Source organism: Streptomyces sp. AC627_RSS907, assembly GCF_019049165.1.
In genome coordinates, this window is record NZ_JAGMUE010000051.1 from 83,487 (window position 1) to 110,082 (window position 26,596).

Consider the following 26,596-nt stretch of genomic DNA (forward strand, 5'->3'; position numbering starts at 1 on the left):
TTCAGCCGATCTGCGCGTTCTTGGAGACGGTCACCTGGTCGATGTCGGAGGTCCGTACGGTCACGGCGACCTCCCAGTCGCCTGCCATCGGGATCTGCACTCCGCCGGCGGACCAGTGTCCGGTGGTGATGTGGTCGGGGACGACGGGCAGTGGCCCGATGTCCTTGGCCTTGAGGGTGAAGGCGACCTTCACCTCGGGGATGTCGAGTGCGTTGCCGTCCGGGCGCTCGATGTAGAGGTGCAGGTCGTTGGCGCCCACCCGTGCGGGGTCGAGCTCGACCCGTACGCGGCCCTTGCCGTTCTGGCTGCCGGTGTCGAACGGGATGTCCAGCGTCACCGCCCCGGTGGTGGGTGCGGCCGAGGCGGCGGAGGACGGGGTGGCGGCCTTGGCCTCCTCCTCGGTGCGCCCCGGCTCGGTCTGGGTGAGGAGGGTCGTGATGACGAGGAGGACGACGGCGACGCCCGCCTCCGCGAGCACCGAGCGGCGCAGTCCGAAGCGGTGGGGATCGGCGTCCCGCTGCCGCTTCTGCCGGGCTGCGTCCACGGCCGCGCGCTGCCGGGCGAGCTGGGCGGCACGCCGGGAGTCGTCGGCGCCGCCCTTCGCCGCGCCGGGCGTCCTGGCGGGGGACTTCGCCGCCCCGGCCGTCATGACGGAGTCCTTGGCGTCCTGGGATCCGGTGGCGTCCTTGGTGCCCTTCCCCTTCTCGGGCTGACGGCCGGTGGACGCGCCGACCCGCTCCTTCTCGCGCTGACGGGCCACGGGGGGCACCGTCTCCGCCAGCTGTGCCGTCCACCGCCGGGAGAAGTAGGCGATGCCGACCAGCACCGCCACGAGCCCGATCTTGAGGAGCAGCAGCTGTCCGTAGCGGGTGTCGGTGAACGCCGTCCAGGAGCCGAGCTGGCGCCAGGACTGGTACGTGCCGGTGACGACCAGCGTGACCACGCTGCCGAAGGCGACGCGCGAGAAGCGGCGTACGGCGGTGGTGGGGACCGGCGTGTCCGCGGGTGCGCGGTACAGGGTGACGACCAGGGCGGTGAGCCCGCCGAGCCAGGTCGCGACGGCGAGCAGGTGGACGACGTCGACCGGCATGGCGAGGCCCGCCTGGAGGCCGACGGAGGCGTGCTCGGACATGGCCCAGGTCGCGGCGAGGCCCGCTGCGACGACGGTCCCGCCGACGGCGAGTCCGAAGGTGAGGTCCCGCTTCTCCTCGTCCTCCCGTTTGTCGTAGGCGCCGAAGAGCACGGCGATGAACAGCGCGGCCGCCGCGAGCAGCAGCAGCCGGGAGACCATGGATGCGCCGGGCTTGGTCTGCAGCACTTCGCCGAGCAGGTTCAGGTCGAAGACGTCGCCGAGCTTCCCGGACCCGGTGTAGGAGCCGCGCAGCAGGAGCAGCAGGAGGGTGGCGGCGGTGAGGGTGAGCCACCCGGAGACGACGAACCGTTGCAGCGCCCGTACCCCGGAGCCGCCCGGCCAGCAGGCGAGGACGAAGGCGGCGCCGCCCACCAGCACGATGAATCCGGCGTAGGACACGTACCGTCCGGCGCCGTACAGCCAGCCGACGGTGCCGCCTCCGGCTTCCTGGCCGTAGACGGAGACGGAGGTGTCGGACGGGGCGCCGATGGAGAAGGTGTAGGCGCCGGTGACGGGGTGGCTGTCGGCGGACACGACCTGGTAGGTCACCGTGTAGGTGCCGTCGGGCAGTCCCGCGTGCAGTGCGACGGCGTAGGTCGTGTCGCCCGTGCCGGACGGCTTGCCTTTGTCGACGCGTTTGCCCTCGGGGTCGAATACGCGCAGTGAGTCGTCGTCCAGGGAGACGGACTCGGAGAAGGTGAGCGACACCTGGGCGGGAGCCTTGGCGACCACCGTCCCCTGCTGGGGGTCGCTGCCGGTCAGCGCGGCGTGCGCGGAGGCCGGTCCGGCGCCGGCGAGCAGTGCGCAGGCCGCTGCCAGGAGCAGCAGCACCAGGGTCCGGACGCGTGGGGCGGTGGTCTGCGTCAAGGTGGTCCCTCCCTCAGTGTCCGGTGTGTTCGGTGGTGGGCCGGTAGGTGGCCGCCTTCACGGGCATGTCGACCGTGACGGGGCCGGAGTGCGCGAAGTGCAGTTCGACGGGGAGCGTCTGTCCCTGCGTGGGCCGCTGCTTCAGCTTCTCGAACATCAGGTGGTTGCCGCCGCTCTTGAACACGAGTCGACCGTGGGCGGGGATGGGGAGGCGGTCGATCTCCTTCATCGTTCCGTCGACGGTCTCGTGCACGGTGACGTCGCCGGCTTCGCTCGTGACGGAGGTCAGTTCGTCCTCGGCGTCGCCGTTGTTGGTGATGGTGAGGAACCCGGCTGCCATGGAGTCGGAGACGGGCTGCGGTATGTAGGCGGCGTCGACGGAGAGTTCGGCGGTAGCGGAGCCCGGGTCGGAGTCGCCGCAGCCCGCGAGGGCCAGGGCGCCGATCACCGCCATGGTGGCGAGTGCGGGGCGGCCCCTCACGGGTTCTCTCCCTTGACCAGCTTGGGGAGGTCCTTGGTGTAGTCGTCGACGGTGGTGTCCTCGTCGTAGAGGACGTAGCCCGCGTCGGTCTTCGGGGAGAAGGCGACGACCTGGGTGCCGTGGGTCGAGACGATCTTGCCGTTCTTGTCCTTGGTGGGCGGTTCGATGGAGATGCCGAGGGTGCGGGCGCCGGCCTGGACGGTGTCGAAGTCGCCGGTCAGGCCGACGATCTGCGGGTCGATGCCCTTGAGCCACTTGCCGAGCGCGGCCGGGGTGTCCCGTTCCGGGTCGGTGGTGACGAACACGACGCGCAGCTTGTCCTGGTCGGCCTGGGGCAGTTGCTTCTTGGCCACGGCGATGTTGTTCATGGTGAGCGGGCAGACGTCGGGGCAGTGGGTGTAGCCGAAGTAGATCAGGGTGGGCTTGCCGGCGGTCTGCGCGCGGAGGTCGTACTTCTTGCCCTGGGTGTCGGTGAAGACCAGGTCCGGCTTCTCGAAGGGCTTGTCGAGGACGGTGGCGGCCTGTCGGCTGGTGTCCTCGGAGACGACCGTGATCGGCTTGTCGCTGTCGGTGCCGCTGCCGCAGGCGGACAGGGTCAGGGAGGCGGCGGCGAGCAGTGCGGCCGCGGCGAACGTCTTCTTGCGCATAGAAAAATGTCCCAGATGTGAGGTGCTGCGGTGCGCACGGGGGTCCGTCGGGTGATGGGGGCCCGTGCGCACCGACCGGGCGGGTGCGTCGCCGTAGCGATGGCGACGCACCCGCGCGGATGTGGTTACGCCGACGCCCCGGAGTCGCGGCGGCGGCCGGCCAGCACGCCGTACGCGACGCCCGCGGCGCCGATGACGATGCCGGCGATGCCGAGGACACGGGCGGTGGTGTCGCTGTCGTCGTCGGAGCCGGAGGAGGGGCCGGCGGCGCTGTTCCGGGCGGCCGGTCCGGCCTCGTCCTCGGCCTTCGCGCCGGACGCGCCGTGGGCGTCGCCCTCGGCGGCTGCCAGCTTCAGCACGGGTGCCGGGTTGTCGGGCTCCTCCTGGCCCTTCTGCGGCACCTCGATCCAGCGCACGACCTCCTTGTTGTCGTACGTCTGGATCGCCTTGAAGACCAGTTCGTCGGCGTTCTCGGGCAGAGCGCCGACGGAGACCGGGAACTTCTGGAAGTAGCCGGGCTCGATCCCCTTGCCGTCGGCGGTCCAGGTCACCTTGGAGACGACCTCGGTGAGCTGCTTGCCGTGCGACTCCAGCGGCTTGTCCAGCGTGGTCTTGGTGACCTCTGCCTTCCAGCCGGGGACCGGCTGGGGCATCACGGACGCCAGCGGGTGGTCGGCGGGGAAGTTGACCTCCAGCTTGGTGGTGGAGGCGTTGTCGCGTTCGTTGGGGACCTTGAAGTCGACGACCGCGTAGCCGCCCTTGGTGGCCGTGCCCTCCGGCTGCACGCTGACGTGTGCGAAGGCGGGGGCGGACAGGGCGAGGACGGCGATGCCGGAGACGGCGCCGGCGGCGGCGATACGAGAAGCCTTCATGGACAGAGCACTCCGCTTCGAGTGGGTTACCGGTGTGAGCCGGTGATGAATGGGAGAGGGGCGCGCGCACGCGCGCGTGCCGCACGACGGCGCCTCTCCGGACTCCGGCCGATGGGCGGAAGCGGGGTGGTGGTCCGTCGTGTCAGGCGGCGAGGCCGAACGCGTCGTTCGGCGGGCCGCGTCTGATCACCGTGTGCTGGAGTGCGGTGGTGCGGGGTCGTGACGGCACCGGAACGTCGGTGCGCGGCAGGCGCGGGCCCGTTCCGGGCGCGCAGGCGAGCCCCGCGTGCAGGGCGCGGACCAGGGAGAGCGCGGCGCGCAGGGCGCGGACGAAGGCTCCCTCGGCCACCGAGTGGGCCGAGTGCGCCGACAGTTCGACGAGCCGGGCCAGGGCCAGGTCCCCGCGCCGCAGCAGCCAGCCGGTGGCGAGGGCCGCGAGGACGTGGCCGAGCAGCATCGGCAGGGACGGCAGCAGCGAGGCCGGGGAACCGGCGGCGGCGAGGGCGTCGGCGGGGTGGTGGGTCGCGCCGGCGTGGGTGCCGGCGTCCGGGGCGATCCGGGCGTCGGTGAGGATGCGCTGGGCCTGGGCCGGGCTGATCGCCGCCGCGGTGGTCCCGCACACCAGCCGTGCGGCCTGCTGGACCAGTGAGGCGTCGGTCGCTGTTGCCGGCCCGCCGGTGGACGTGATGGCCGTACCGGTCGCCGTGACCGCCGCGGCACCGTGCTGCCCGAGCCCGAACAGGGAGTGCAGTGCGGTCTGGCCGACGGTGAGCAGCACCGCGATGCCGGGCAGCGAACGCTCGCGGCCGGTGAGGGGTGCGGCGACCACGACCGCCCCGAGGAATCCCGCACCCAGCGACCACAGCGGAACGGTGGCGCAGGAGGCGAGCGTGTGCCCCGCCGCGGCCAGCACGACACAGACCGCGGCGAACACCGCGGCCCGCAGGATCCGGAGATCGTTTCCGGAGCGCGCCGTTGGCGGGTGGGGGGCAGTCATGGCGGGCTCATCATCGCACTGGCGTCGCCCACCGCGTACGGCAGGTCCACAAGATGCCGTACGACCGCAGGAGGACCGGAAGGTCGCCGTTTGGCGCGATCTGTCCCGCATACACCGTTCGGCGGGATGGACGCATCCGCCGTATGGGCAGTCTCCCGCGGACACCGCGCTTACGGACGGACACCCGGGGCAATACGTAACGGTATGTCGAGCCGCGGCCGGGAGGCTGGAGCATGAGCATCTGGTGGTCACTCCATTTGCGGCGCGAGGCTGCGAGCGTGCCCCTGGCCCGCCGCCTGCTGATCGGCACCATGGAGACCGCGGGGGTCGACCCGGAGATCTCCTTCGACCTCTCCGTCGCACTGAGCGAGGCCTGTGCCAACGCCGTCGAACACGGTGGGGACGACGTACCCGGACACCCCTCCGAGGCGTACCGCGTCACGGCCTATCTCGACGGCGAGCGCTGCCGCATCGAGGTCGCCGACACGGGGCAGGGCTTCCCGGTGGCCGCTCCCGGCCGGGCGGTCGGAGCGGCGGGCCCGGTGCCCGCCGACGCCGAGCACGGGCGCGGCCTGTGTCTCATCCGGGAACTCGCCGACCACGTGCACATCGGCACCAGGCCGGGGCGTGCCGGGGCCGTGGTGAGCTTCGACAAGGTCCTCAAGTGGCGTGCGGACGCTCCGCTGGTGGTGGTCTGACGGCAGCCTGTTCCTCAGCCGGTCCCCCGGTGGCGCCACCGGTCCCGACGGCCGCCGCCCCGGCTTCCCGGACGCGCCGACGGCCGGGTACCCCGTCGTGCGGTACCCGGCCGTCGGGACGGGGGTCAGCCCTTCAGCGCGGCCATCCACTCCTCGACCTCGTCCGACCGGCGCGGCAGTCCGGCGGACAGGTTCCGGTTGCCGTCCTCGGTGACCAGGATGTCGTCCTCGATGCGGACGCCGATGCCCCGGTACTCCTCGGGCACGGTCAGGTCGTCGGCCTGGAAGTACAGACCGGGCTCGACGGTGAGCACCATGCCGGGCTCCAGCGTGCCGTCGACATAGGTCTCGGTGCGCGCGGCGGCGCAGTCGTGGACGTCCATGCCGAGCATGTGCCCGGTGCCGTGCAGCGTCCAGCGGCGCTGCAGGCCGAGCTCCAGCACCCGCTCCACGGGGCCCTCGACCAGGCCCCACTCGACGAGCTTCTCGGCCAGCACGCGCTGGGCGGCGTCGTGGAAGTCGCGGTACTTGGCGCCCGGCCTGACCGCCGCGATGCCGGCTTCCTGGGCCTCGTAGACGGCGTCGTAGATCTTCTTCTGGAGCTCGCTGTAGCGGCCGTTGACCGGCAGCGTGCGCGTGACGTCCGCCGTGTAGTAGGTGTGCGTCTCGACGCCCGCGTCGAGCAGCAGCAGGTCGCCGGAGCGGACCGGGCCGTCGTTGCGCACCCAGTGCAGGGTGCAGGCGTGCGGGCCGGCGGCGCAGATGGAGCCGTAGCCGACGTCGTTGCCCTCCACGCGTGCGCGGAGGAAGAACGTGCCCTCGATGTAGCGCTCGCTGGTCGCCTCGGCCTTGTCGAGGACCTTCACGACGTCCTCGAAGCCGCGCACGGTGGAGTCGACGGCCTTCTGCAGCTCGCCGATCTCGAAGTCGTCCTTGACCAGGCGGGCCTCGGACAGGAAGACGCGCAGTTCCTCGTCGCGCTCGGCGGTGACCTTGTCGGTCAGTGCCGCCTCGATGCCGGCGTCGTAACCGCGTACGACGCGCACCGGGCCGGTGGCCTCGCGCAGCGCGTCGGGCAGCTTGCGCACGTCGGAGGCGGGGATGCCGTACAGCTTCTCGGCCTCGGTGAGGGAGTGGCGGCGGCCGACCCACAGCTCGCCCTGGCCGTCGAGCCAGAACTCGCCGTTCTCGCGGTCGGAGCGCGGCAGGAGGTAGATGGTGGCCTGGTGGCCGTCCGCGGTGGGTTCCAGGACCAGGACGCCGTCCTCGGTCTGGTTGCCGGTGAGGTACGCGTACTCGACGGACGAGCGGAAGGCGTACTCCGTGTCGTTGGAGCGGGTCTTCAGGTTGCCCGCGGGGACGACGAGGCGCTCGCCCGGGAAGCGGGCGGACAGGGCGGCGCGGCGGGCGGCGGTCTCGGCGGCCTGGGGGATCGGCTCCAGGTCGCGCAGCTCCGTGTCGGCCCAGCCCGACTTCATGTTCTCGGCCAGCTCGTCGGACACGCCCGGGTACAGGCCGTTCTTGCGCTGCTTGACCGGCTCGGTCTCCTCCGGGCCCGCTGCGTCAGCAGCGGGGTCGGATACTGCCGGGTTGAGCTCCTCCGCCACGGTCATCCTCCTAGATACGGCACTGGACCACCCCCATCGTACGGTCGTACGGAAGGGGGCCCAGGGGCGAAGGGCCTGTTACACGGGAGCACCGCCGTCCGCTATGCGTGACATCTCTCTCGTTCGCTGTCCGCTATTCGAACCGGACCGCCAGCAGGGCCACGTCCTCCCCGGGGTCCCCCTCCGCCGCTCCGTCCGGCAGCACGGTGCGCAGGACGTGCTCCGCGACGGCGTCCGGGTCGTGGCGGACCGCCCGGGGCACGCCGGCCGCCGCCGCGTGCAGCCGGGCGAAGGCGCGGTCGGCCGGGGCGCCGGTGCGCCGCACCAGCCCGTTGGTGTACAGCAGAACCGTCTCGCCGGGTTCTGCCTGGAGTTCCACGCTGGGCGCCTCCCAGCAGGCGAGCATGCCGAGCGGCGCGGAGACGGAGGTCTCGACGAACTCCGTGCGGCGCTCCCCGGTCAGCAGCGGCGGACTGTGCCCGGCCCCGGCCAGCGTGATCCGGCGCAGCGCGGGCTCGCAGTAGCCGAACAGGGCGGTGGCCGAGCGGGCGGGTTCGGTGAGGCGCAGCAGCAGCTCCAGGTCGGAGAGGACGGCGACCGGGTCCTCACCCTCCATCACGGCGTACGCCCGCAGGGAGGCGCGCAGCCGTCCCATCGCGGCGACCGCGCCGGGTCCGGACCCGGTGACGGACCCGACGGCGAGTCCGAGGGCGGCGTCCGGCAGCGGCAGCGCGTCGAACCAGTCGCCGCCGCCGCGCGGACCGGTCAGGTGCCGGTGGGCAAGCTGGACGCCGGGGACCCGTGGCAGGCGGGAGGGCAGCAGTTCCTCGGCCATCGTCGCCATGCACGCGCGCGTGCGGTCGACTTCCACCAGCCGGGCCAGGTGTGCGGCGGCGTACCGGAGGTACAGCCCGGCGAGGTGGCGCTGCCGCTCACCCGGTTCGGCGGGCTCGTCGTAGAGCCATGCGGCGGCTCCCAGCCGGCCGGTGCCCTCGGCGGACAGCGGGAGCGTGTAGCTGGCGGCGTAGCCGAGGCGGGCGGCGACCTCGCGGTGGCGGGGGTCGAGGCCCTTCTCGGCGAGCAGGTCGGGCTCGGCGATCCCGCCGTCACCGACCGGGAGTCCGTCCAGGATCCGCCCGTACGACAGGGAGCTGCGGGGCACCGTCTCGATGTGGCCGAGGTCGGCGCGGGCCAGCCCGAGGCCGATGGTGGTGTCCGGGCCGAGTCCGTCGGCCGGTTCCAGTACGACAAGACCGCGCCGGGCGCCCACGAGGGCGGCTCCGGCGCGCAGCAGTTCCTGGAGTCCTTCGGCCAGCGATTCCGTACGGACGAGGCGTTCGGTCAGCTCGTGCAGGGTCGTGAGGTCCGACACCCAGCCGGCGAGCCGGTCCTGGAGCAGGGTGCCGGGGGCACCGGGTGCGGGCGGGGCGTCCGTGGCGGTCGGTGGCGTGGCCGGGGAGGCACCCGGGGCGGCGGACGCGACAGTGTGTGCGGGAGACGGAACCGTTGAATCGATTCCGGCCACTTTCGCAGGGTGCGGGGCGTTCATGGCGTCCGGCTTTCCGACCGGCGCTTACTGCTCAAAAGCATCGCAAACCCCCATGTCATTCTGCGCCGCTAGCAGTGTCTCCACATGTACACGCACTCGTAAGGAGATGTCCAGCATTGTCCTGCGGGGATTCCTGGTGTCCGTGAGGCTTGAGTGACCCCCTTCCCGACCCCTTGCGTAAAAGAGAAATTGGCTTGAAACTGCCCTGGAGGACGTCTTGTTGCGGTCGACTGAGGGTGCTTTACGGAGCGTCACAGCGGTCGTGATGGGTACGTACTCGGTGAAGGCCAGGGGCGGTTGGGGGCCGTCCGGAACCTGGCGACGGACCCGGGCGTCCTATCCACCGACGACCGTGCCCCATCCTCCCGTGGCGGAGGCGGAGAGAAACACGCGAGACGGCAGAACGCCAGACTTCGCCACCCCGCGCCACGCCCATTTCCGGTGGGCGCAGTGTGGACGGAACCGCCGCGGACGCAGTCAGTGCTCGACCCACAGGGGTGTGCCCTGCCCTCGGCGGGGGTCCCTGGCAGGGGTGTGATGCGCCACCAGCTACGCACAGCGAAGAGATCGACACATGGTGTGATGTGACCACGGTGTTGCCAGGCGTGCAACGGAAAGGAACGAGCGCTCATGCGCGAGATCCTCGGAAGGCGACGCAGGCTCTTGTCCCAGCACGACGACGGGCGGCCTGAGCTGATCGGCGCGGCCCTGACCTACGCGACGCGATGGCAGTGGCCCGTACTCCCGGGCGTGGCGGCGGACCCGCGGGCGAGGTCGCGCTGCGGCTGTCCCGACCCGGAGTGCACGGTGCCCGGCGCCCACCCCTTCGACCCCGGTCTCCTCGCGGCGACCACTGACGCCCGCATGGTGCGTTGGTGGTGGACCAACCGGCCCACCGCGCCGATCGTCCTGGCCACCGGGGGCAGCGCCCCCTGCGCCGTCTCCCTGCCCGCCCTGTCGGCCGCCCGCGCCCTCACCGCGCTCGACCACGCCGGTCTGCGGCTCGGCCCCGTCGTCGCCTCGCCCACCCGCTGGTCGCTGCTGGTCAAGCCGTACTCCATGGAACAGCTGGGCGAGCTGCTCTACGCCAAGGACTTCGTCCCCGGCTCCCTGCGCTTCCACGGCGAGGGCGGCTATCTCGCGCTGCCCCCGTCCGAGACCGGCCGGGGTGCCGTCCACTGGGAGCGGGCGCCGCTGCCCGGCTCCGCCTCGCCCTGGGTGCCCGACGTGGAGGCCGTGGTGGACGCGGTGGTCGACGCCCTCACTCGTACGGGTGTGAGCGCCCCCGAGTTGTAGGAGTGTCCGGCGCGCGCGGAAGTCCGCGCCTGCCCGGGGCCGTTATCGTCCGCCCCATGCCGCTTCATGCCGGGGAGCACCGTGCCGCGACGCCGCCCCGCCCAGGGCCGCCCCGCCCGGAGTCGCGCGGACCGGAGCCGCACCGCGGTGGGCGGGACCGCCGACGGGTCCGTCTGTACGGGCTCGCCGGCGTCCTGGTGTGCGCGGTCGTGCTGCCGTTCGCCCTGGCCTCTCCCCGGCCCCCGGTGGCCGGGGGACAGGGCGCCCCGGCCGCGCGCCTCGCGCAGGACGGTGCCGCAGGGGCTTTTGAAGGAGCCGGCCGCACCCCGGCCGCGGCCGCGCCGCCCCCCTCCCGGCTGTCGGTCGGCGTGGCCACCGCCGTGCGCTGCGGCTCCGCTCTCACCTCGCCGGAGGGCATCGAGGCGCAGACCTGTGTCCTGACCCAGGGCGCGGAGAGCTGGGCGCGGACCTCCTACCGCAACACGACCGGCCGCCCGCTGGAATCCGTGCTGAGTCTCGTGGGGCCCGACGGGAGCGGAGTGCGGACGCGCTGCGCGGTGGGTGCCGGGGACGCGCCGGACGCCTGTGAGACACCCCGGGAACGCCATCGGGGCGAACCGGCGGCCTACACCGCGGTCGCGGAGTTCGCGAGCCGGGCCGGGCACGGGCCGCTGCTGCTGCGAAGCCGGAGTGAGGGGGCCGACGGGAGCGGCGGCGGTGACGGGAGTGTCGAAGGCGGCGGGGCCGATGTCCGGGGCGGCGGCGGCACCGGACGCAATTCACCTGTGGAAACAGGGAGTTGACGGGCGACTGCGCTGCGTGTGCGACCGGGCGCATGGAAAGGCCCGGTTGCTGGCGACGGGGGATGCACCAGCAACCGGGCTACTCGAACGGTAACAAGAGATCGGCGGTTAGCAAATTCGATCTCCTGTTTTCCGGTCACCGACTGGCTTGTCTCCGCCGGGAGTTGTGACCGGAGTCACCGCCTCCCAGACCGATGGTCCGGCTGACCGGTCGGTCAGCCGGACCGGGACCCTGCGGCTGTGCGTCAGCTGAGAGTGACCTGTCGGTTGGTCAGACCACCGCGTGCCCGGCGCTCGTCCGGTGTGAGCGCGGCGTCCGAGGCCAGGGCCTCGGCGAGGCGCTCGGCGAACTCGGCCGCGGGCTTCTCGACGTCCTGCGCGGTGACCTCGCCCGGCAGGTCCCACACCGGGACGGTGAGCCCGTGGGCGCGGAAGGAGCCGACGAGGCGGGTGCCCTCGCCGAGGTTCGACCGGCCTGCCGCGTGCAGTCGGGCAAGAGCGTCCAGAAGCCGCTCCTCCTCGTGCGGCATGACCCAGCGCAGGTGGTTCTTCTCCGGCGTCTCGCACCAGTAGGCGGCGTCCAGGCCCTGCAGGCGGACCGTCGGGATGGCCGCGGCGTTGGCCCGCTCCAGGGAGGCGGCCACCTCCGGCGTGGCGTTCTCCGGGTCCGGGACCCAGAACTCGAAGCCCGTGTGCACCACCGGCTCGAACGCCCCGTCGGGGGCCAGCAGGTCCTGCAGCCGCAGCCCGTCGGCCGGCGCGCGCCGGCCCTGCACCGGGGTGCCCGGGGCGGCGGCCAGGGCCCGCTGGAGGGTGTCGGCGAGGTCGCGGCTGATGTCACCCGACGCCGTGTCGTTCTGCAGGCCGAGGAGGACCGAGCCGTCGTCCCGGCGCAGCGCCGGCCAGGCCATCGGCAGCACCGTGGCCAGCGTGACCGAGGGGACGCCTTCGGGCAGGCCGTCCTTCAGGGTCAGCTCGACCGTGGCCGCGGGCACCAGCTCGCGCAGGGCCACCCAGTCGCACTCGCCGGGCAGCCCCTCGAACGGGCGCTGCACCAGCGCGGTCGTCGCCTGCACGGCGGCCCGGCCGTGGCAGGCCTTGTACCGGCGGCCGCTGCCGCACGGGCAGGGTTCGCGGGCGCCGACGACCGGAACGGGCCCGTCAGCGCCTGCGGCGCGGGCACCATCGGTGAGCTGCGGCCGCTTGGCCTTCGTCTGGGGTCGCTTCTTGGCCATCGTGGGTGTCTCCCGGTTGCGGCTCAATTCGTACGGCGCGAGCCTAGCCGCTCGCACGCCGCCCGACGGGTTGCTGTGGACGGCGGGCCGCCTGTGGACACGGGCGGCCCGTGGACAACCGTCCGCCTGTGGACAACCTCGTCGCGCGGCCCCCCCCGTACGAGGGCCGCCGGTCAGCCGAGGTCGTCGAACGCGTCCGCGAAGTCCAGGCCGGGGATCTCCGAGACCGCGGGCGCCGCGACCCGGGTGGCGAAGTCGTCGCGCCGGTGCCCCGCGTCCGCGTCGTGCACGTCGTCGTGGACGACGACCCAGACCGTGACCTCTCCGCGCGCGTCGTCGCGTACCCCCCAGTCGTCGGAGAGCGCGGTGATGATGTTCAGCCCGCGACCGCCGCGCGCGGTGACCGAAGGGGTCGCCGGGGACGGGCGGGTCGGACCACCACCGTCCGTCACCTCCACGACGAGCCGGCCGCCCGCGTCCACCCCCCACGCGGCACGGACGTCACCGTCACCGGCCAGGGCGTCGCCCAGCGGACGGCCGTGCTTGCACGCGTTGCTCAGCAGTTCGGAAAGGACCAGTACGGCGTCGTCGATGACCGATTCCGCCACACCGCCCCTGCGCAACTGCTCCCGCATCCGGTGCCTTGCTTTCCCCACGCCCGCAGGGCCATGGGGAACGGCCATGCTCGACGACGTGGGCACCTCCTGTGCCACCACCAACGCCACCCCCGAGACCTCCTTCGCCCCACGCCACGGTGTGGATGCCCCCCTGACCTGAGCCGGAAACCGGCCGGTCGCCGCCCAGTGACGCATTCGACACGGACGGACACGCACCGAACGCGCCGGAGCACTCCCCGTAATCATCCGGCCGGATCTCGCCGGTGGTCCGCGACCGGAAGACGGGCGGACGGACTACCGCGGCGGGTTCGCGGACGGATCAGCGTCCAAGGTGCTCCCGTACCGCGCGCGGCCGGTTGGTGATGATGGCGTCGACGCCCAGACCGGCGCAGAGGTCGACGTCGGCGGTCTCGTTCACCGTCCACACGTGCACCTGGTGCCCGGCCCGCTTCAGGCGGTCGATGTAGGCGGGGTGGTTCCGCACGATCCGGATCGAGGGCCCCGCGATCCCGACACCCGCGGGCAGGCGCCCGTCACGCAGCCGGGGCGAGACGAACTGCATCAGGTAGACCGTCGGCAGGGTCGGTGACGCGGCGCGCACCCGGTGCAGAGAGCGGGCCGAGAAGCTCATCACGCGCACCGGGGACTCCGCGGCCGAGGCCGGGGCGTCCAGCCCGAACCGCTTCAGGAGCAGCAGCAGCCGCTCCTCCACCTGCCCCGCCCAGCGCGTGGGGTGCTTGGTCTCGATGGCCAGCTCCACCCGCCGCCCCGCGTCGGCCACCAGCTGGAGCAGCCGCTCCAGGGTCAGGACGGAGGTCTCCTCCCGGTCCTCGGGCCGGTGCTCCCAGTCGGGCTGCTCGTCGCGCGTGCGCCAGAACTCCCGGGTCCTGCGGGCGCCGAAGTCCAGCGCGGCCAGATCGGCGAGCTCCAGCGCCGAGACCGCGCCGCGGCCGTTGGACGTACGGTTGACGCGCCAGTCGTGCACGCAGACGAGGTGGCCGTCGGCGGTCAGGCGGACGTCGCACTCGAGGGCGTCCGCCCCGTCCTCGATCGCTTTCCGGTACGCGGCCAGGGTGTGCTCGGGAGCCTCTTCCGAGGCGCCACGGTGGGCGACGACCTGGATCCGGTGCTGTCGTGCGTGGGTCACCGCGTCATGGTGCCACCGCGGAAGGCGGACGTGCCGCCGGAGTCATCGAGGCCCCGTCCGTTTAGCCTTGGATGACCCATGTAAAGACCGGCCGTGGACCCACAGCAACCGCTTATGGTGCTCTGACGGCCCGTGGGAAAAGCTGATGGCATACGAGAACACATGCACCTGCATCGCTCCGGCCCGCGGAGCAGCGCGCGTGAGCGTGGCTGAGCGCGACCAGTGTGACCGAGAAACAGCTGTGGAACGAGGAGAGAAGTCGTGAGCACCGAGAACGAGGGCACCGCGGTACCCCCGGCCCCGTCCGCACCTCCCGTGCCGGTGGAAACTCCCGCTGCCTCCGCCCAGTCGGCCGCGCCGCACCCGGACCAGCCGGTGTCCACCGCGCCCGCCGGCCAGCCGCCGGCGCCCGCGCCCACCGACCGGCCGCCGTCTCCGGAGCCCGTCGGCCGGCCGGCGTCCGCCGCGCCCGCCGGCCCGGAGGAGCACGACGGTTTCCGGCCACCCGCCCACACGCCTCAGCCGGCCCACCCGTACGGAACGGCCGCCCCCGACGCCTCCTGGCCGCCGCCTCCGCCGTCGGCGGCTTCCCCGTACGGCGGCGGTGACGGTACCGGCGGCTGGGGCTCCTCGTACCAGCCGCCCGCCCCCAAGTCGGGCCGCGGCCGTGGCGGTGTGGTCGCCGCGCTGCTGATCGCCGCGCTGGTCGCGGGCGGCCTGGGCGGCGGCCTCGGCTACACGCTGGCCAAGAACAACGACGAGACCGGCTCCACGACGGTCTCCGCCTCGGACACCGGCGGCTCCCTCAAGCGGGACGCGGGCACGGTCGCCGGTGTGGCCGCCAAGGCGCTGCCCAGCACGGTCACCATCCAGGCCGAGGGCAGCAACGGCGAGGGCGGCACCGGCACCGGCTTCGTCTTCGACAAGCAGGGCCACATCGTCACCAACAACCACGTGGTGGCGGAGGCGGTCGACGGCGGACAGCTCAGCGCGACCTTCCCCGACGGCAAGAAGTACGACGCCGAGGTGGTGGGCCACGCCCAGGGCTACGACGTCGCGGTCATCAAGCTCAAGAACGCCCCCTCGGACCTGAACCCGCTGCCCCTCGGCGACTCCGACAAGGTCGCGGTCGGCGACTCCACGATCGCCATCGGGGCCCCCTTCGGCCTGTCCAACACGGTGACCACGGGCATCATCAGCGCCAAGAACCGTCCCGTGGCCTCCAGCGACGGCAGCGCGACCAGCAAGGCGTCCTACATGAGCGCCCTGCAGACCGACGCCTCGATCAACCCGGGCAACTCCGGCGGCCCGCTGCTGGACGCCCGGGGCAACGTCATCGGGATCAACTCCGCGATCCAGTCCACGAGCAACGGCGGCTTCGGCGGCGAGGCCGGCCAGGCGGGCTCGATCGGCCTGGGCTTCGCCATCCCGATCAACCAGGCCGAGTACGTCGCCAAGGAGCTGATCCGGACCGGCAAGCCCGTGTACGCCAAGATCGGCGCCTCCGTCTCCCTGGAGGAGACGACGAGCGGCGCCAAGATCACCGAGCAGGGCGTCAGCGGCTCCGACCCCGTCGAGCCGGGCGGTCCCGCGGCCGACGCGGGCCTCAAGCCCGGCGACGTCATCACCAAGCTCGACGACCGGGTGATCGACAGCGGTCCCACCCTGATCGGCGAGATCTGGACCCACAAGCCCGGCGACAAGGTCACCGTCACCTACGAGCGCGGCGGCACGGAGCGCACGGCTCAGCTCATCCTGGGGTCCAAGACCGGCGACGACTGAGCCCACGCGGGACAGGCCCGGCGCGCACAGGTTTCGCGCACGCAGGTCCCACGCGACGTGGTGCCCCGCACCACCGAGGGGCACCACTTCCGGCCGGTGAACCGGGCGCTCGCCGGTCAGGAGGCACCACGGGCGCACACCTGCGCCACGCGCCACCACGCGGCATGCGGGGCGCCACGGACGACGTACGGTTCGCCGGCCCGGCCCATGCCTCCGGCAACGCCCTGCACCGGCGCACCGGACACGTCCCGCACGCCGAACCCGCCGGGTACGCGTTCTCCCGCGAGGCGCCGCAAGCCGGTTGGGCCCACGGCCCACGGACCACGCATGCCGCGCACCGCCGGAGGCCGGTAGGCTGTAGCCGCTCCGCTACGCATGGGCGGTGCGTGGGTGGGTTGCCCGAGCGGCCTAAGGGAACGGTCTTGAAAACCGTCGTGGCGCGAGCCACCGTGGGTTCAAATCCCACACCCACCGCAGTGTTACGGCCCCTGACCAGGTACGACGGTCAGGGGCCGTTGTCGTACGCGCTACCCGCCGAACCCCGCCGTTCCCCGCGACTTCCCGGCCGATCGGGCACGGAAGGGGTCACCCCGCACGATCTGCGTGCCTCGCACGGCACGTGGGTCGCCGACAGGTACGGCGTGATGACCGCCGCGCATCGGCTCGGCCACTCGAACGCGAGCGTCACCACCCGGCACTATGCCCGTCCTGTCGCCGGTCGGGACGGCCAGGTGGCCGAGGCGGCTGACTCCTGGCTCGGCGGGCACGCGCCTGGGGCACGCAGCGGAGGCGCTGATGACGATGGCTCCGCTGGAGTGCTCGCCCCGACTGGCCTGCGGTAGGTATGGCGGCCCGCTGATGACCAAACGGCGGTACTGGTGGGCCGGGCCGGGGAAGAATCGGGCAGGCCGCAAAAGGCAGAGAGTTCCCGAGCCCACTGGGCACAGCGGCTTCCACTGCTCAGGAGGGCGATGCGCCCATTCCTGGCCCTCCTGGAAGCATGATCGGCCGGTTCCTGTTCGGGGCGTTGAGATCGCTCGGTAAGGTCGTGGCCATGGGGGACGGGAAGACTCGTAAGTGTGTGTGGTGCGAGAAGCAATTCACGCGGCGTTCGATGTGGCGGGCGAAGCGCTACTGCAAGCGATGGCACCAATGCGTGCACTACGGCGCGGTAATGGTGGGTGCCTTGTTCTCCTGAGCGGTCACGCGGTGTTCTGACGTGCGGAGGAGGCGCAGAGCACGCCAGCGGGCTCCAGCCACGCCCGTGGGGCACGGAGCGGGCACGATGACGACGACGATGGGCTCATGGGGGAGCCAGTACCTGTATGACCTGTGGTCCAGCGGTCAGCGGTCGTGTTCACCAAAAGGTCTTGAAAGTCGTCGTGGCGCAAGTCGCCGTGGGTTCAGATCCCACACCCATCGCGGTGGTTGACGGTCCCTGACCAGGTTTTTTGTTTCTTGGTCGGGGGCTGTCGTCGTGCCGTGGTCGGTCGGTGGGCCGTCCCGCTGTGGGCCGGCTGGCTCGGGTGGGACCAGCAGTGGGACGTGCGGCCCGACGGTTCGACGAGCGGGCCGTACGAGGCGTGGCAGGTGGTCGGGCCCGTGGTGAGCCTGCTGGTGCCGGTGGGCTGGGTGGTGTTCCGGTGCCATGTGGCGGCGGTCGTGTTCGTCGCTGTGGAGCGAGGAGCCGGGGCTGTGACAGGGCTGTGACCGGAAGTGTGGCTTCCGCCACGGTCGGGGTGGGAGCGGACTGGTGAGGTGGGGCGATGCGTATCCCCCCGCTCCGCCCGGCACTTGCGGTCTCCGGTGCTCTCGTCGCCTCCCTCCTGCTCGGTGCCTGTGGTAGCGAGACCACCGTGTCCGGTGCGGGGGGAGAGGGGGAGCGGGAGAGCCCCTGCGGGGTGGGGGCCGCCGGTGGTGCCGACGGCGGTGGTGGTGCCGGGCAGGAGCGGGACGGGGTGCGGATCGTCGGCATGGTCGAACGGGCCGACGGTTCCGGTTCCAAGGCGACCGCCTCACCCGGTGCGCGGGCGGGTGAGCGACCCGATGTGTCCGTCACGGCGGACAGTCTTCCGGAGGTGTCGGGGGCGGCGACCGGGCCCACCGGTACAGGCGGCTGGACGTCGTGCGCGGTCGCGTACTCCGTGACCAATCAGGAGGCCGAGCCCTTCACCTACACCATCGTCTTCTCCCTCCTGGACGACCAGGGGAGGGCGATGTCGAACACCGAGGAGACGGTGGCGTCCGTGGGGGCGGGACGGACCGTGCGGCGCACGCTCGCGGATTCCGGGTACCTGGGCGGCCACCGGCTCGACGCGGAGCACGTGCGGATCCTCGACGTGAAGCGGGTGCCCTCCGACGAGGCGCCCGCCGCCGCTGGTTCCTGCCCGCCGTCCGGGCTGCGGCTCACCGCGGACAAGGGGGACGCGGCCATGGGGCTGCGCGTCGTGGGCCTGCACCTGGAGAACTGCGGCGGCCGTCCGTACTCCCTGGAGGGTTACCCGGTACTGGAGTTGCTCGACGGAGAGCTGGAGCCGGTCGACGGGATCGACGTCCTGCGCGGCACCGATGACATCCCCATGGCGGGCGACGGCGACGGGCTGCCCCGCCGGGTGACCCTGCGGCCGGGTGAGTCCGCCGTGTCGGGGCTGGCGTGGCGCAACACCACGCAGGCCGGTGCGGCGGTGACCGTGCCCTACGTCCGGGTCCGCGCCGAGTCGGGCTCCGACCCCGTGATGGTCGCGCCGGACCTCGACCTCGGCACCACGGGCAGGCTGGGCGTCCGGGCGTGGCGGAAGAGCGACGCCGGTGCCGGGTCCGTGACGGACGACGGCCGGCCGCGGTCCTAGGCTCGTCCGCCCTGGTACGGGGGACGCGGAGGGGAGACGCCCCCGCCCGGTCGTGTGGGCGGAGGGCTGAAGACCGGAGACGTCGGAGACCGGAGACCGCGGGCCGGGGGGCCGAGGACTGGTGGCGTCACGGCTGGTGGCCGGTCATGCGGGCCGCGGACGCGATGGTCGCGCGGGCCTCGCGCTCGGGCAGGCCCGTGGCGAGCGCCGCCTCGGTCAAGGGGGCCGCGAGAGCCGCGCCGATGCCGCCCTCGTAGGCGCGGCAGGCCGCCCAGAACAAGCGGGTGTTGCGCTGGCCCTCGTGGGCTGCGAGGACGAACTGGACGAGTCCCTGGCCGTGTGAGTCGGTCGCGGCGGAGACGGTCCGGTGAGCGCGGGGCGGCGGGAGCAGGAGGCGCAGGAGCGCGGGCGGGCAGGCCGCGGGCGCCAGGTGGGAGGTGCCGGGCGCGGTGGTGTAGGTGCCGTGGCGGGTGAGGGAGCCGGGGCCGACCAGGTAGCCGCCGGCGCCCCGGATGTCGATGCCGGGGGCGAGGCGGCCGGCCGAGTTGGGGACGACCGCGTCCGGCGGGCCGCTGAGCCAGAGGTGACGGCCTCCGCTGGGGGTCAGGACGACGACCGTGGGCGGGATCGTGAACAGGTGCCGCAGGGCCAGCTCGCGCAGGGCGGCCGAGGAGTCCGTCTCCGACTTGGTGTCCAGGTCCACGCCGATGAGGTGGTGCGGGGGCAGGCCGCAGGCGATGCCGTAGCCCGTGGCCCAGGGGGCGGCGGCGAACAGTTCCCGGATGCGGGACGGGTCGGTGGAGGCGTCGTGGACGCCGTGGCCGAGGCGGCCGCACTCGCCGTGGCAGCGGGCCGGCGACCGGTCGTCGCGGTGGGGGGAGCGCAGTGCCGGGAGCTTCGTCCGGGCCAGGGGGATGACGGCCAGTCCGCGTTCGGCGGCTGACAGGGCGTGTGCGAGGGCCAGCGTCGTGGCCTGCCGGTCGGAGGTGGCCATGGGATTAGTTTCGTACGTACGTTCGAAAAAAGGAAGGGAGGGTGTATGCGGCGCGCCGGGGTGGCGGGGGGAACGGGGGCAGTGCCGGAACGCTTCACCTCTTGCGGTGCTTGGGGTGGAGCTGTCCGCACTGCTCAGGGGTGAGGTGGAAGTGAAGCAAAGGGGTTTATCGGCTTGTCCTCACGCTTGAGGGCGAATCAGGGGGTGCGAGGTGGTTCGCCGGTGATCGGTGGGCAACCCTGATCACGCGACGTCGTGCACAGCGTCCGGGCGGCCGGCCAACTGCCTTGGCGCGAACCATGTTTCACAGCGCTTCACGCAACTTCACACTTCACGCAGTTCCCGTACTCACCGCGCTGTCGGCCACAAGCCGGAGCGCACTTGTTCTGGAGGAACACATGGCAAGCATCCGTACCGCCCGTGCCGTCGCCGCCGTCGCCGCCCTTCCGCTCGCCGCCGCCCTCTTCGGTGGCGTGGCGGTGGCGGACAACGGTGCCTTCGCGGACGACGGATCCAACGCGACCGCTGCCGAGGCCTCCGCGGGCATCATCGGAAGCGGTGTCGGCGACGACAACAACGGCAACTCGTCCACCACGCAGCAGCAGGCGGTCGGCTCGGGCGCCTCGAACCAGAGCAACACCGCGCAGGTCGACGGTTCCGCGTTCACGCCCATCAACCAGGGCAACGACAACGTGGCCGTCAGCTTCTCCCCGCTGTGGTGGTGAGCTGAGGGGCCGGTGCGGGTGCGCTCCGGCACCGGCCCCTCAGTCTCCGTGCGGGTGTGCTTCATGGGGTCGCAAGGCGTCTGGGCGGCGGTGCTCCGGTACCGCCGCCCAGGCGTGTTCGCGTACGGACGTCCCCGTGCGGTTCGGCGGAAAGGCTGCCTCCGCGTACGATCCGGGGGCCGCCCTCAGGGTCGAACCCGCAGTACCTCTGCTCCCCTCGTCCACCTACAGGAGGTGGGGTCAGCACCACCCCTACAACCTGAGGCGGACTCTGCTTCGGGACCTGCGGCCGATCCGCCGGACACCCCCGCGCTCATAGCGTTGAGGCATGACCGCACCCGTCTGCACCAGCGCTTCGGAAGCCGCCCCGGCCAAGGCCCCGGCCCTGGCCACGGCAAGGACGCAGACCTTCCCGTACCCGTCGTTCTCGTCGTACGTGAAGGCCCGCCAGCCGGTGCTGCTGCGTACCGCCCGGTCGCTGACCGCGAACCCGAGCGACGCGGAGGACCTGCTGCAGACCGCGCTCACCAAGACGTACGTGGCCTGGGAGCGCATCGAGGACCATCGTGCGCTGGACGGCTATGTGCGCCGGGCGCTGCTGAACACCAGGACGTCGCAGTGGCGCAAGCGCAAGGTCGACGAGTTCGCCTGCGACGAGCTGCCCGAGCCGGAGCCCGCGCCCGGTGGTGACGACCCGGCGGAGCGGCAGGCGCTGCACGACGCCATGTGGCGGGCGATCATGAAGCTGCCCGCCCGGCAGCGGGCGATGGTCGTCCTCAGGTACTACGAGGACCTCAGCGAGGCCCAGACGGCCGACGTGCTCGGAGTCTCCGTGGGCACGGTGAAGTCGGCGGTGTCCCGGGCGCTGGGCAAGCTGCGCGAAGACCCTGAGCTGGGGATTGCCCGGTAATGCCCCACATGCTCCCTATAGTCGCCTTCGGCGAGTGATCCTGTAGGGCTTCGCGGGCTGATCGATCGGCCGGGAGTAGTGACATACCGCGCGGTATGTGCGCAGAATCAGCGCATCCCTTGCCACCGCGTAGGCAATGTCGCCCCGGGAGGACACCGTGCTGAGCACGATGCAGGACGTACCGCTGCTGATTTCCAGGATCCTCACCCACGGGTCGACGATCCACGGCAGCTCGCAGGTGACCACCTGGACCGGCGAGGACGAGCCGCACCGCCGGTCCTTCGCCGAGATCGGCGCCCGCGCCGCGCAACTCGCGCACGCCCTGCGCGAGGACCTCGCGGTCCAGGGCGACGAACGCGTGGCGACCCTCGCCTGGAACAACGCGGAGCACGTCGAGGCCTACTTCGCGATCCCCTCCATGGGCGCGGTCCTCCACACCCTCAACCTCCGCCTCCCGCCCGAGCAGCTGGCCTGGATCGTGAACCACGCGGCCGACCGGGTCGTGATCGCCAACGGCTCGCTGCTGCCGCTGCTGGCCCCGCTGCTGCCGCACCTGAAGACGGTCGAGCACGTCGTCGTCACCGGACCGGGCGACCGCTCGCTGCTGGACGGGGCGTCCGTCCGGGTGCACGAGTACGAGGACCTGATCGCCGGGAAGCCGGCCACGTACGACTGGCCCGAGCTGGACGAGCGGGCCGCCGCCGCCATGTGCTACACCTCCGGCACCACCGGCGACCCCAAGGGCGTGGTCTACAGCCACCGCTCGGTCTACCTGCACTCCATGCAGGTCAACATGGCCCAGTCGATGGGCCTGACCGACCAGGACACCACCCTGGTGGTGGTCCCGCAGTTCCACGTCAACGCCTGGGGGCTGCCGCACGCCACCTTCATGACCGGCGTCAACATGCTGATGCCGGACCGCTTCCTCCAGCCCGCGCCGCTCGCGGCGATGATCGAGAGCGAGCGGCCGACGCACGCCGCCGCCGTCCCCACGATCTGGCAGGGCCTGCTCGCCGAGCTGACCGTGACGCCCCGGGACGTCTCGTCCCTCACCCAGGTCACCATCGGCGGCTCCGCCTGTCCCCCGTCCCTGATGGAGGCCTTCGACCAGCTCGGCATGCGGGTCTGCCATGCCTGGGGCATGACGGAGACCTCTCCGCTCGGCACGGTCGCCAGGCCGCCCGCGCACGTGGTCGGGACGCCGGAGGAGTTCGCGTACCGCCTCACGCAGGGCCGTTTCCCGGCCGGCGTCGAGGCCCGCCTCACCGGTCCCGGCGGCGAGCGCCTCCCCTGGGACGGCGAGTCCGCCGGCGAGCTGGAGGTCCGCGGCAACTGGATCGCCGGCGCCTACTACAACGGTCCCGGCGCCGAGCCGCTGCGTCCCGCCGACAAGTTCAGCGAGGACGGCTGGCTGAAGACCGGTGACGTCGGCACCATCTCCCCCGACGGGTTCCTCACCCTCACCGACCGCGCCAAGGACGTCATCAAGTCCGGCGGCGAGTGGATCTCCTCCGTCGAGCTGGAGAACGCGCTCATGTCCCACCCGGACGTCGCCGAGGCCGCCGTCGTCGCCGTCCCCGACGACAGGTGGGGCGAGCGCCCGCTGGCCACCGTCGTCCTCAAGGAGGGCTCGAGCGTCGGCTTCGCCGCCCTGCGCACCTTCCTCGCCGAGGAGCGCAGGATCGCCAAGTGGCAGCTCCCGGAGCGCTGGACGGTCATCGAGGCGGTGCCGAAGACCAGCGTCGGCAAGTTCGACAAGAAGGTGCTGCGCAGGCAGTACGCCGACGGGGCGCTGGACGTCACCCTGCTCTGACCCGCACCGCGCGCTCGTGCCGGGCGGCACCCACCCGCCCGGCACGTCCGCCTTCCGTTCCGTGCGGGAGTCGCTGGGCTTCCGCACGGCCGGTGCTCACCGCTTCCGCCCGGCCGGTGCTCACCCCTTCCGTACGGCGGGTGCTCACCCCTTCCGCCCGGCCGGTGCTCACCGCTTCCGTACGGCCGTCGCCGTCCACCCCAGCACCAGCCACGCTCCCGCCACCGCGGACACCCCGCCCCAGCCCCAGTGGCCGAACGCGGGCCCCGCGAGGGCCGAGGCCAGGGCGCCGCCCGCGAAGCCGGCCACCACGTACGCCGTGTTGGCGGTGGCCGGGGCGGAGGTGGTGGTCAGGGCGAGGGTCTGGTTGGCGACGTGGGAGGCGACCAGGGCGGCGTGCACCAGGACCGCCGCCGCGCACAGGGCCGCCATCGCCTGCCCGCCCAGCCAGAACAGCGGCACCGACACGGCGGCGAGCAGATACGCGGACCGTACGACCTTGGCGGCGCCGAACCGGTCGACCAGGCCGCCCGCGAGCGGCGCGACGACACTCGCCGCGAGCCCGAACAGGCCGAACAGGCCGGCCGCGGCGGTGCTCATGCCGTATCCGTCGTCCCCGGTCAGCAGCAGCGCCAGCGAGGTCCACAGGGCACTCCAGGCGCCGTACATCCCCGCCTGCCGTACGCACGCGCGCCACAGGTCCGGCGAGTGGCGCACCACACCGGGCAGTGCGGCGAGGCCGGCGAGGAGCGGGCCCTGACGCCGCCGCCGCTCCGCGGGGAGCACGTACGCCGTGGCCAGGCCGAGCGCGGCGGTCAGCACGGCCGCGCCCACGAACACCACGCGCCAGCCGAAGGCCTGCCCGGCCAGCCCGCCGAGCACCCGGGCCGCCACGACGCCGGTGAACAGGCCCGCGATGACGGCGGCCACATGACGGGCCCGGCGCTCGGCGGGGGCGCGCGCCGCGACCAGCGGTACCAGCAACTGCGGTACGACGGTCGCGGCGGAGGCGACCAGCACGGCGCCGGCGAGCGCGCCCGTCCCGGCCGACAGGGCGCCGGCGACCAGGGCCGCCGCGGCGACCAGGGAGAGGACGGCGACCAGGCGGCGCCGGTTCACGCTGTCCCCGAGCGGGGCGAAGAAGAGCAGGCCGGCCGCGTACCCGAACTGCGCGACCGAGGCGAGCCAGGCCACCGCCGAGGAGGTGGAGCCGAAGTCGCGGGCGATGAGGGGGAGCAGCGGCGCCGCGAGGTAGATGTTGGCGGCCGTCACGGCGGTGCAGAGGGCGATCAGGGGGAGGAAGAGCCGGGACGTGGCCGCGGACGGATCGGGGGAGGGCCGTACGGGGCCCGGTTCGAGCCCGGTTCGAGCGGCTGCGGGCGATGATGAGGACATCAGCGGAGCGACTCCTTCGAGCGCACACTAACAACTAACTGGTTGGTTGGTAACAACTCCCGGAGTCTGACCCGCATTCCCCGACCCTGTCAACCAAACAGTTGGTTATGTGGCTCGCACCGCTACCCTGTCCCCATGGCAGCAAGGGACCCCGAGGCCACCAAGGCCCGCATCTTCGAGGCGGCGGTCGCCGAGTTCGCCCGGTACGGCATCGCCGGTGCCCGCATCGACCGCATCGCGACCGAGGCCAAGGCCAACAAGCAGCTGATCTACGCCTACTACGGCAACAAGAGCGAGCTGTTCGCGACCGTCCTCGAGAAGAAGATGCTCGACCTCGCGGTCTCCGTCCCCGTCGACCCGGACGACGTCGAGGGCTGGATCGACCGCCTGCTGGACTACCACGACGCCCACCCCGAGGTACTGCGCCTCCTCTTCTGGGAGGGCATGGAGTACGGCACCGCCGAGCTGCCGCACGAGGCCGAACGCCAGGCGCACTACGCCCGCAAGGTCGCCGCCGTCCGGGACGGCCAGGCACGGGGCGTGGTCACCGACGCCATCCCCGCCCCCGACCTCCTCTTCCTGCTGGTCGCCCTGGCCAACTGGGCGGTCGTCATGCCCCAGATGAAGCGCATCCTGGTCGGCGGCGAGGACACGGACGCCGACCGGCTGCGCGCCTCGATCAAGAAGGCGGCGCGCAGCATCGTCTCCGTCTAGAGCACGTCCGCAGCGGCGTCAGTTGGTCCCGATCCGCGACAGCAGCTCCACGATGCCCGACTGCACCTCGACGCTGGTGGAACGCTCGGCCAGGAACAGCACGGTCTCGCCCGAGGCGAGCCGCGGCAGGTCGGCCTGGTCGACGGCGGCCGTGTAGACGACGAGCGGGGTGCGGTTGAGCCGGCCGTTCGCACGCAGCCAGTCGACGATCCCGGCGAAGCCCTCCTGGCGCCGGTGCACCTGCATCAGGTCCATCACGACCAGGTTCGGCCGGAACTGCTCCGCCAGCGTCACGGCGTCGGCGTCGCTCGCCGCGCGTGCCACCTGCATGCCCCGCCGTTCCAGCGTCGTGGTCAGGGCCAGCGCGATCTCCGCGTGCTCCTCGATCAGCAGCACACGCGGCGGGTGCTGCTCGCTGTCCCGCGGAGCGAGCGCCTTCAGCAGTACGGCGGGGTCGGCGCCGTAGGCCGCGTCGCGCGAGGCCTGCCCGAGCCCGGCCGTGACCAGCACCGGCACCTCGGCCGCCACCGCCGCCTGCCGCAGCGACTGGAGCGCCGTACGGGTGATCGGCCCGGTGAGCGGGTCCACGAACAGTGCGGCGGGGAACGCCGCGATCTGCGCGTCGACCTCCTCACGCGAGTTCACGATCACCGGCCGGTAGCCGCGGTCGCTGAGCGCCTGCTGCGTGGAGACGTCCGGTGCGGGCCACACCAGCAGCCGGCGCGGGTTGTCCAGCGGCTCCGGCGGCAGCTCGTCGTCCATCGGCTGCGGACGCGGCGGGTCCGCCACCTCGACGGCACCGCCGGGACCGTCCAGCGGTTCGGGCCCCTCGGCGGCGTTCCTGTCCGGCGCGCCTATGGCGTACGACCGCCCGGCGCCCTCGGTCGCCGGTACGCGCCGGGGCTGTCCGCCGGTCAGGGGCGGCTGGACCTGACCCTGGCCCGGCGGTTGGGGCTGGGGCTGCGACTGTGCCGTCGCGCGCGTGGCGGGGGACGACTGCTCGGCCGAGGGGTGCGGACGGGCCGTCTGCTCCGGGTGCGAGGAGGCCGGGGCGGGAGGCGTGCCCAGCTTGCGGCGCCGGCCGGAGCCGCCGGGCTGGTGCGGGGCGGGGGTGGCCGACGGCTGAGGAGGCGCGGGCAGGGGCGACTGCTGCTGCACCTGGAGCGCCTGCCGGTTGAACGGCACCCCCTGGCCCAGCGTCCGCACGCTGATGGCCCGGCCCTGCGTCGAGTTCGGGTCGACCGGGGCGGAGGACTCGGCGGGCAGGGGCTGCGCGGCGCGCGGGGCCGCCGGGGCGTTCTCCGGCGGCAACGGGGTGCCCCGGCTCGGCGTGGAGGCGGGGGCGCCCCGCGGCGGTGCCGGGGCGGGGGGCGCGGTCGGCACCCCACCGGCGACTCCGCCCGGCGGTACGGGGGTGCCGGCGCCCGAGGTGTCCGCCGCGGCGGGCCACGGCTGCGGGGCGGGGG

The 26,596-nt window shown here is 72.7% G+C and carries 23 protein-coding genes, 1 tRNA gene and 1 pseudogene; 12 read left to right on the forward strand and 13 right to left on the reverse strand.

Going from position 1 to position 26,596, the window contains the following annotated elements; genetic code table 11:
- Position 1 precedes the first annotated feature (1 nt).
- The 5 genes from KUM32_RS14165 to KUM32_RS14185 all read right to left on the reverse strand — a co-directional run bounded on the left by KUM32_RS14165 (position 2) and on the right by KUM32_RS14185 (position 4,996).
- Positions 2–1,999 (reverse strand): copper resistance CopC/CopD family protein, encoded by a 1,998-nt coding sequence (locus KUM32_RS14165; RefSeq protein WP_217142215.1) that lies wholly within the window; start codon positions 1,997–1,999, stop codon positions 2–4.
- A gap of 13 nt (positions 2,000–2,012) precedes the next feature.
- Positions 2,013–2,480 carry a copper chaperone PCu(A)C gene (locus KUM32_RS14170; protein ID WP_217142216.1) on the reverse strand — a complete coding sequence of 156 codons (468 nt, stop codon included), beginning with the start codon at positions 2,478–2,480 and terminating at the stop codon, positions 2,013–2,015.
- Positions 2,477–3,127: an SCO family protein gene (locus KUM32_RS14175; RefSeq protein WP_217142217.1), complete on the reverse strand. Its 651-nt coding sequence runs from the start codon at positions 3,125–3,127 to the stop codon at positions 2,477–2,479. The genes KUM32_RS14170 and KUM32_RS14175 overlap by 4 nt, the downstream gene beginning before the upstream one ends.
- 125 nt (positions 3,128–3,252) lie before the next feature.
- Positions 3,253–3,999 (reverse strand): YcnI family protein, encoded by a 747-nt coding sequence (locus tag KUM32_RS14180; RefSeq protein ID WP_217142218.1) that lies wholly within the window; start codon positions 3,997–3,999, stop codon positions 3,253–3,255.
- A 142-nt stretch (positions 4,000–4,141) separates the two neighbouring features.
- A complete protein-coding gene (locus tag KUM32_RS14185; RefSeq protein WP_217142219.1) occupies positions 4,142–4,996 on the reverse strand; it encodes a hypothetical protein in 855 nt (284 codons plus the stop codon).
- Between the two features lie 233 nt (positions 4,997–5,229).
- Between KUM32_RS14185 and KUM32_RS14190 the strand changes: the two genes are divergently transcribed.
- Positions 5,230–5,694, forward strand: coding sequence for an ATP-binding protein (locus KUM32_RS14190; RefSeq protein WP_217142220.1), 465 nt, complete (start codon positions 5,230–5,232; stop codon positions 5,692–5,694).
- Between the two features lie 125 nt (positions 5,695–5,819).
- Here KUM32_RS14190 and KUM32_RS14195 read toward each other — a convergent pair whose 3' ends face one another.
- Both KUM32_RS14195 and KUM32_RS14200 read right to left on the reverse strand, forming a co-directional pair.
- Entirely contained in the window at positions 5,820–7,301 is a 1,482-nt protein-coding gene (locus tag KUM32_RS14195) for an aminopeptidase P family protein (protein ID WP_374227512.1), read from the reverse strand.
- A gap of 133 nt (positions 7,302–7,434) precedes the next feature.
- Positions 7,435–8,850: a PP2C family protein-serine/threonine phosphatase gene (locus KUM32_RS14200; RefSeq protein WP_217142222.1), complete on the reverse strand. Its 1,416-nt coding sequence runs from the start codon at positions 8,848–8,850 to the stop codon at positions 7,435–7,437.
- 630 nt (positions 8,851–9,480) lie between these two features.
- On the opposite strand from KUM32_RS14200, the gene KUM32_RS14205 reads away from it, so the two are divergent.
- Positions 9,481–10,146 carry a bifunctional DNA primase/polymerase gene (locus KUM32_RS14205; protein WP_217142223.1) on the forward strand — a complete coding sequence of 222 codons (666 nt, stop codon included), beginning with the start codon at positions 9,481–9,483 and terminating at the stop codon, positions 10,144–10,146.
- A gap of 56 nt (positions 10,147–10,202) precedes the next feature.
- Positions 10,203–10,949: a hypothetical protein gene (locus KUM32_RS14210; protein WP_254405524.1), complete on the forward strand. Its 747-nt coding sequence runs from the start codon at positions 10,203–10,205 to the stop codon at positions 10,947–10,949.
- Positions 10,950–11,194: 245 nt separating this feature from the next.
- Here KUM32_RS14210 and KUM32_RS14215 read toward each other — a convergent pair whose 3' ends face one another.
- The 3 genes from KUM32_RS14215 to KUM32_RS14225 form a co-directional block, all read right to left on the reverse strand.
- A complete protein-coding gene (locus KUM32_RS14215) occupies positions 11,195–12,184 on the reverse strand; it encodes a DUF5926 family protein (RefSeq protein WP_217142224.1) in 990 nt (329 codons plus the stop codon).
- A gap of 173 nt (positions 12,185–12,357) precedes the next feature.
- Positions 12,358–12,909 carry an ATP-binding protein gene (locus KUM32_RS14220; protein WP_308408652.1) on the reverse strand — a complete coding sequence of 184 codons (552 nt, stop codon included), beginning with the start codon at positions 12,907–12,909 and terminating at the stop codon, positions 12,358–12,360.
- 211 nt (positions 12,910–13,120) lie between these two features.
- On the reverse strand, positions 13,121–13,948 hold the full coding sequence (locus KUM32_RS14225) for a glycerophosphodiester phosphodiesterase (protein WP_217142226.1): 828 nt from the start codon (positions 13,946–13,948) through the stop codon (positions 13,121–13,123).
- A gap of 261 nt (positions 13,949–14,209) precedes the next feature.
- Here KUM32_RS14225 and KUM32_RS14230 point away from each other — a divergent pair, with 261 nt between their 5' ends.
- From KUM32_RS14230 to KUM32_RS14245, 5 genes and pseudogenes are all read left to right on the forward strand, one after another.
- A complete protein-coding gene (locus KUM32_RS14230; RefSeq protein ID WP_217142227.1) occupies positions 14,210–15,730 on the forward strand; it encodes a S1C family serine protease in 1,521 nt (506 codons plus the stop codon).
- A gap of 389 nt (positions 15,731–16,119) precedes the next feature.
- A tRNA-Ser gene (locus tag KUM32_RS14235) sits at positions 16,120–16,204 on the forward strand.
- Between the two features lie 95 nt (positions 16,205–16,299).
- Positions 16,300–16,572, forward strand: a pseudogene (locus KUM32_RS43450) (site-specific integrase); the annotation flags it as partial.
- A gap of 640 nt (positions 16,573–17,212) precedes the next feature.
- A complete protein-coding gene (locus KUM32_RS14240; protein ID WP_217142278.1) occupies positions 17,213–17,440 on the forward strand; it encodes a hypothetical protein in 228 nt (75 codons plus the stop codon).
- Positions 17,441–17,496: 56 nt separating this feature from the next.
- Positions 17,497–18,579: a DUF4232 domain-containing protein gene (locus KUM32_RS14245; RefSeq protein ID WP_217142228.1), complete on the forward strand. Its 1,083-nt coding sequence runs from the start codon at positions 17,497–17,499 to the stop codon at positions 18,577–18,579.
- A 127-nt stretch (positions 18,580–18,706) separates the two neighbouring features.
- Here the strand turns inward: KUM32_RS14245 and KUM32_RS14250 are convergent, their stop codons facing one another.
- A complete protein-coding gene (locus tag KUM32_RS14250) occupies positions 18,707–19,573 on the reverse strand; it encodes a bifunctional DNA primase/polymerase (protein WP_217142229.1) in 867 nt (288 codons plus the stop codon).
- Between the two features lie 398 nt (positions 19,574–19,971).
- On the opposite strand from KUM32_RS14250, the gene KUM32_RS14255 reads away from it, so the two are divergent.
- The 3 genes from KUM32_RS14255 to KUM32_RS14265 all read left to right on the forward strand — a co-directional run bounded on the left by KUM32_RS14255 (position 19,972) and on the right by KUM32_RS14265 (position 23,021).
- A complete protein-coding gene (locus KUM32_RS14255; protein ID WP_217142230.1) occupies positions 19,972–20,298 on the forward strand; it encodes a hypothetical protein in 327 nt (108 codons plus the stop codon).
- Between the two features lie 328 nt (positions 20,299–20,626).
- Complete coding sequence (locus KUM32_RS14260) at positions 20,627–21,208, forward strand: SigE family RNA polymerase sigma factor (protein ID WP_217142231.1); 582 nt, start codon at positions 20,627–20,629, stop codon at positions 21,206–21,208.
- A 136-nt stretch (positions 21,209–21,344) separates the two neighbouring features.
- Positions 21,345–23,021 (forward strand): long-chain fatty acid--CoA ligase, encoded by a 1,677-nt coding sequence (locus KUM32_RS14265; protein ID WP_217142232.1) that lies wholly within the window; start codon positions 21,345–21,347, stop codon positions 23,019–23,021.
- A gap of 168 nt (positions 23,022–23,189) precedes the next feature.
- Here the strand turns inward: KUM32_RS14265 and KUM32_RS14270 are convergent, their stop codons facing one another.
- Positions 23,190–24,416: an MFS transporter gene (locus KUM32_RS14270; protein WP_217142233.1), complete on the reverse strand. Its 1,227-nt coding sequence runs from the start codon at positions 24,414–24,416 to the stop codon at positions 23,190–23,192.
- A gap of 135 nt (positions 24,417–24,551) precedes the next feature.
- Here KUM32_RS14270 and KUM32_RS14275 point away from each other — a divergent pair, with 135 nt between their 5' ends.
- Positions 24,552–25,130 carry a TetR family transcriptional regulator gene (locus KUM32_RS14275; RefSeq protein ID WP_217142234.1) on the forward strand — a complete coding sequence of 193 codons (579 nt, stop codon included), beginning with the start codon at positions 24,552–24,554 and terminating at the stop codon, positions 25,128–25,130.
- 18 nt (positions 25,131–25,148) lie between these two features.
- On the opposite strand, the gene KUM32_RS43455 is transcribed toward KUM32_RS14275, so the two are convergent.
- The coding region (locus KUM32_RS43455) for a response regulator (RefSeq protein WP_374227513.1) at positions 25,149–26,596 on the reverse strand (1,448 nt) is incomplete at its 5' end.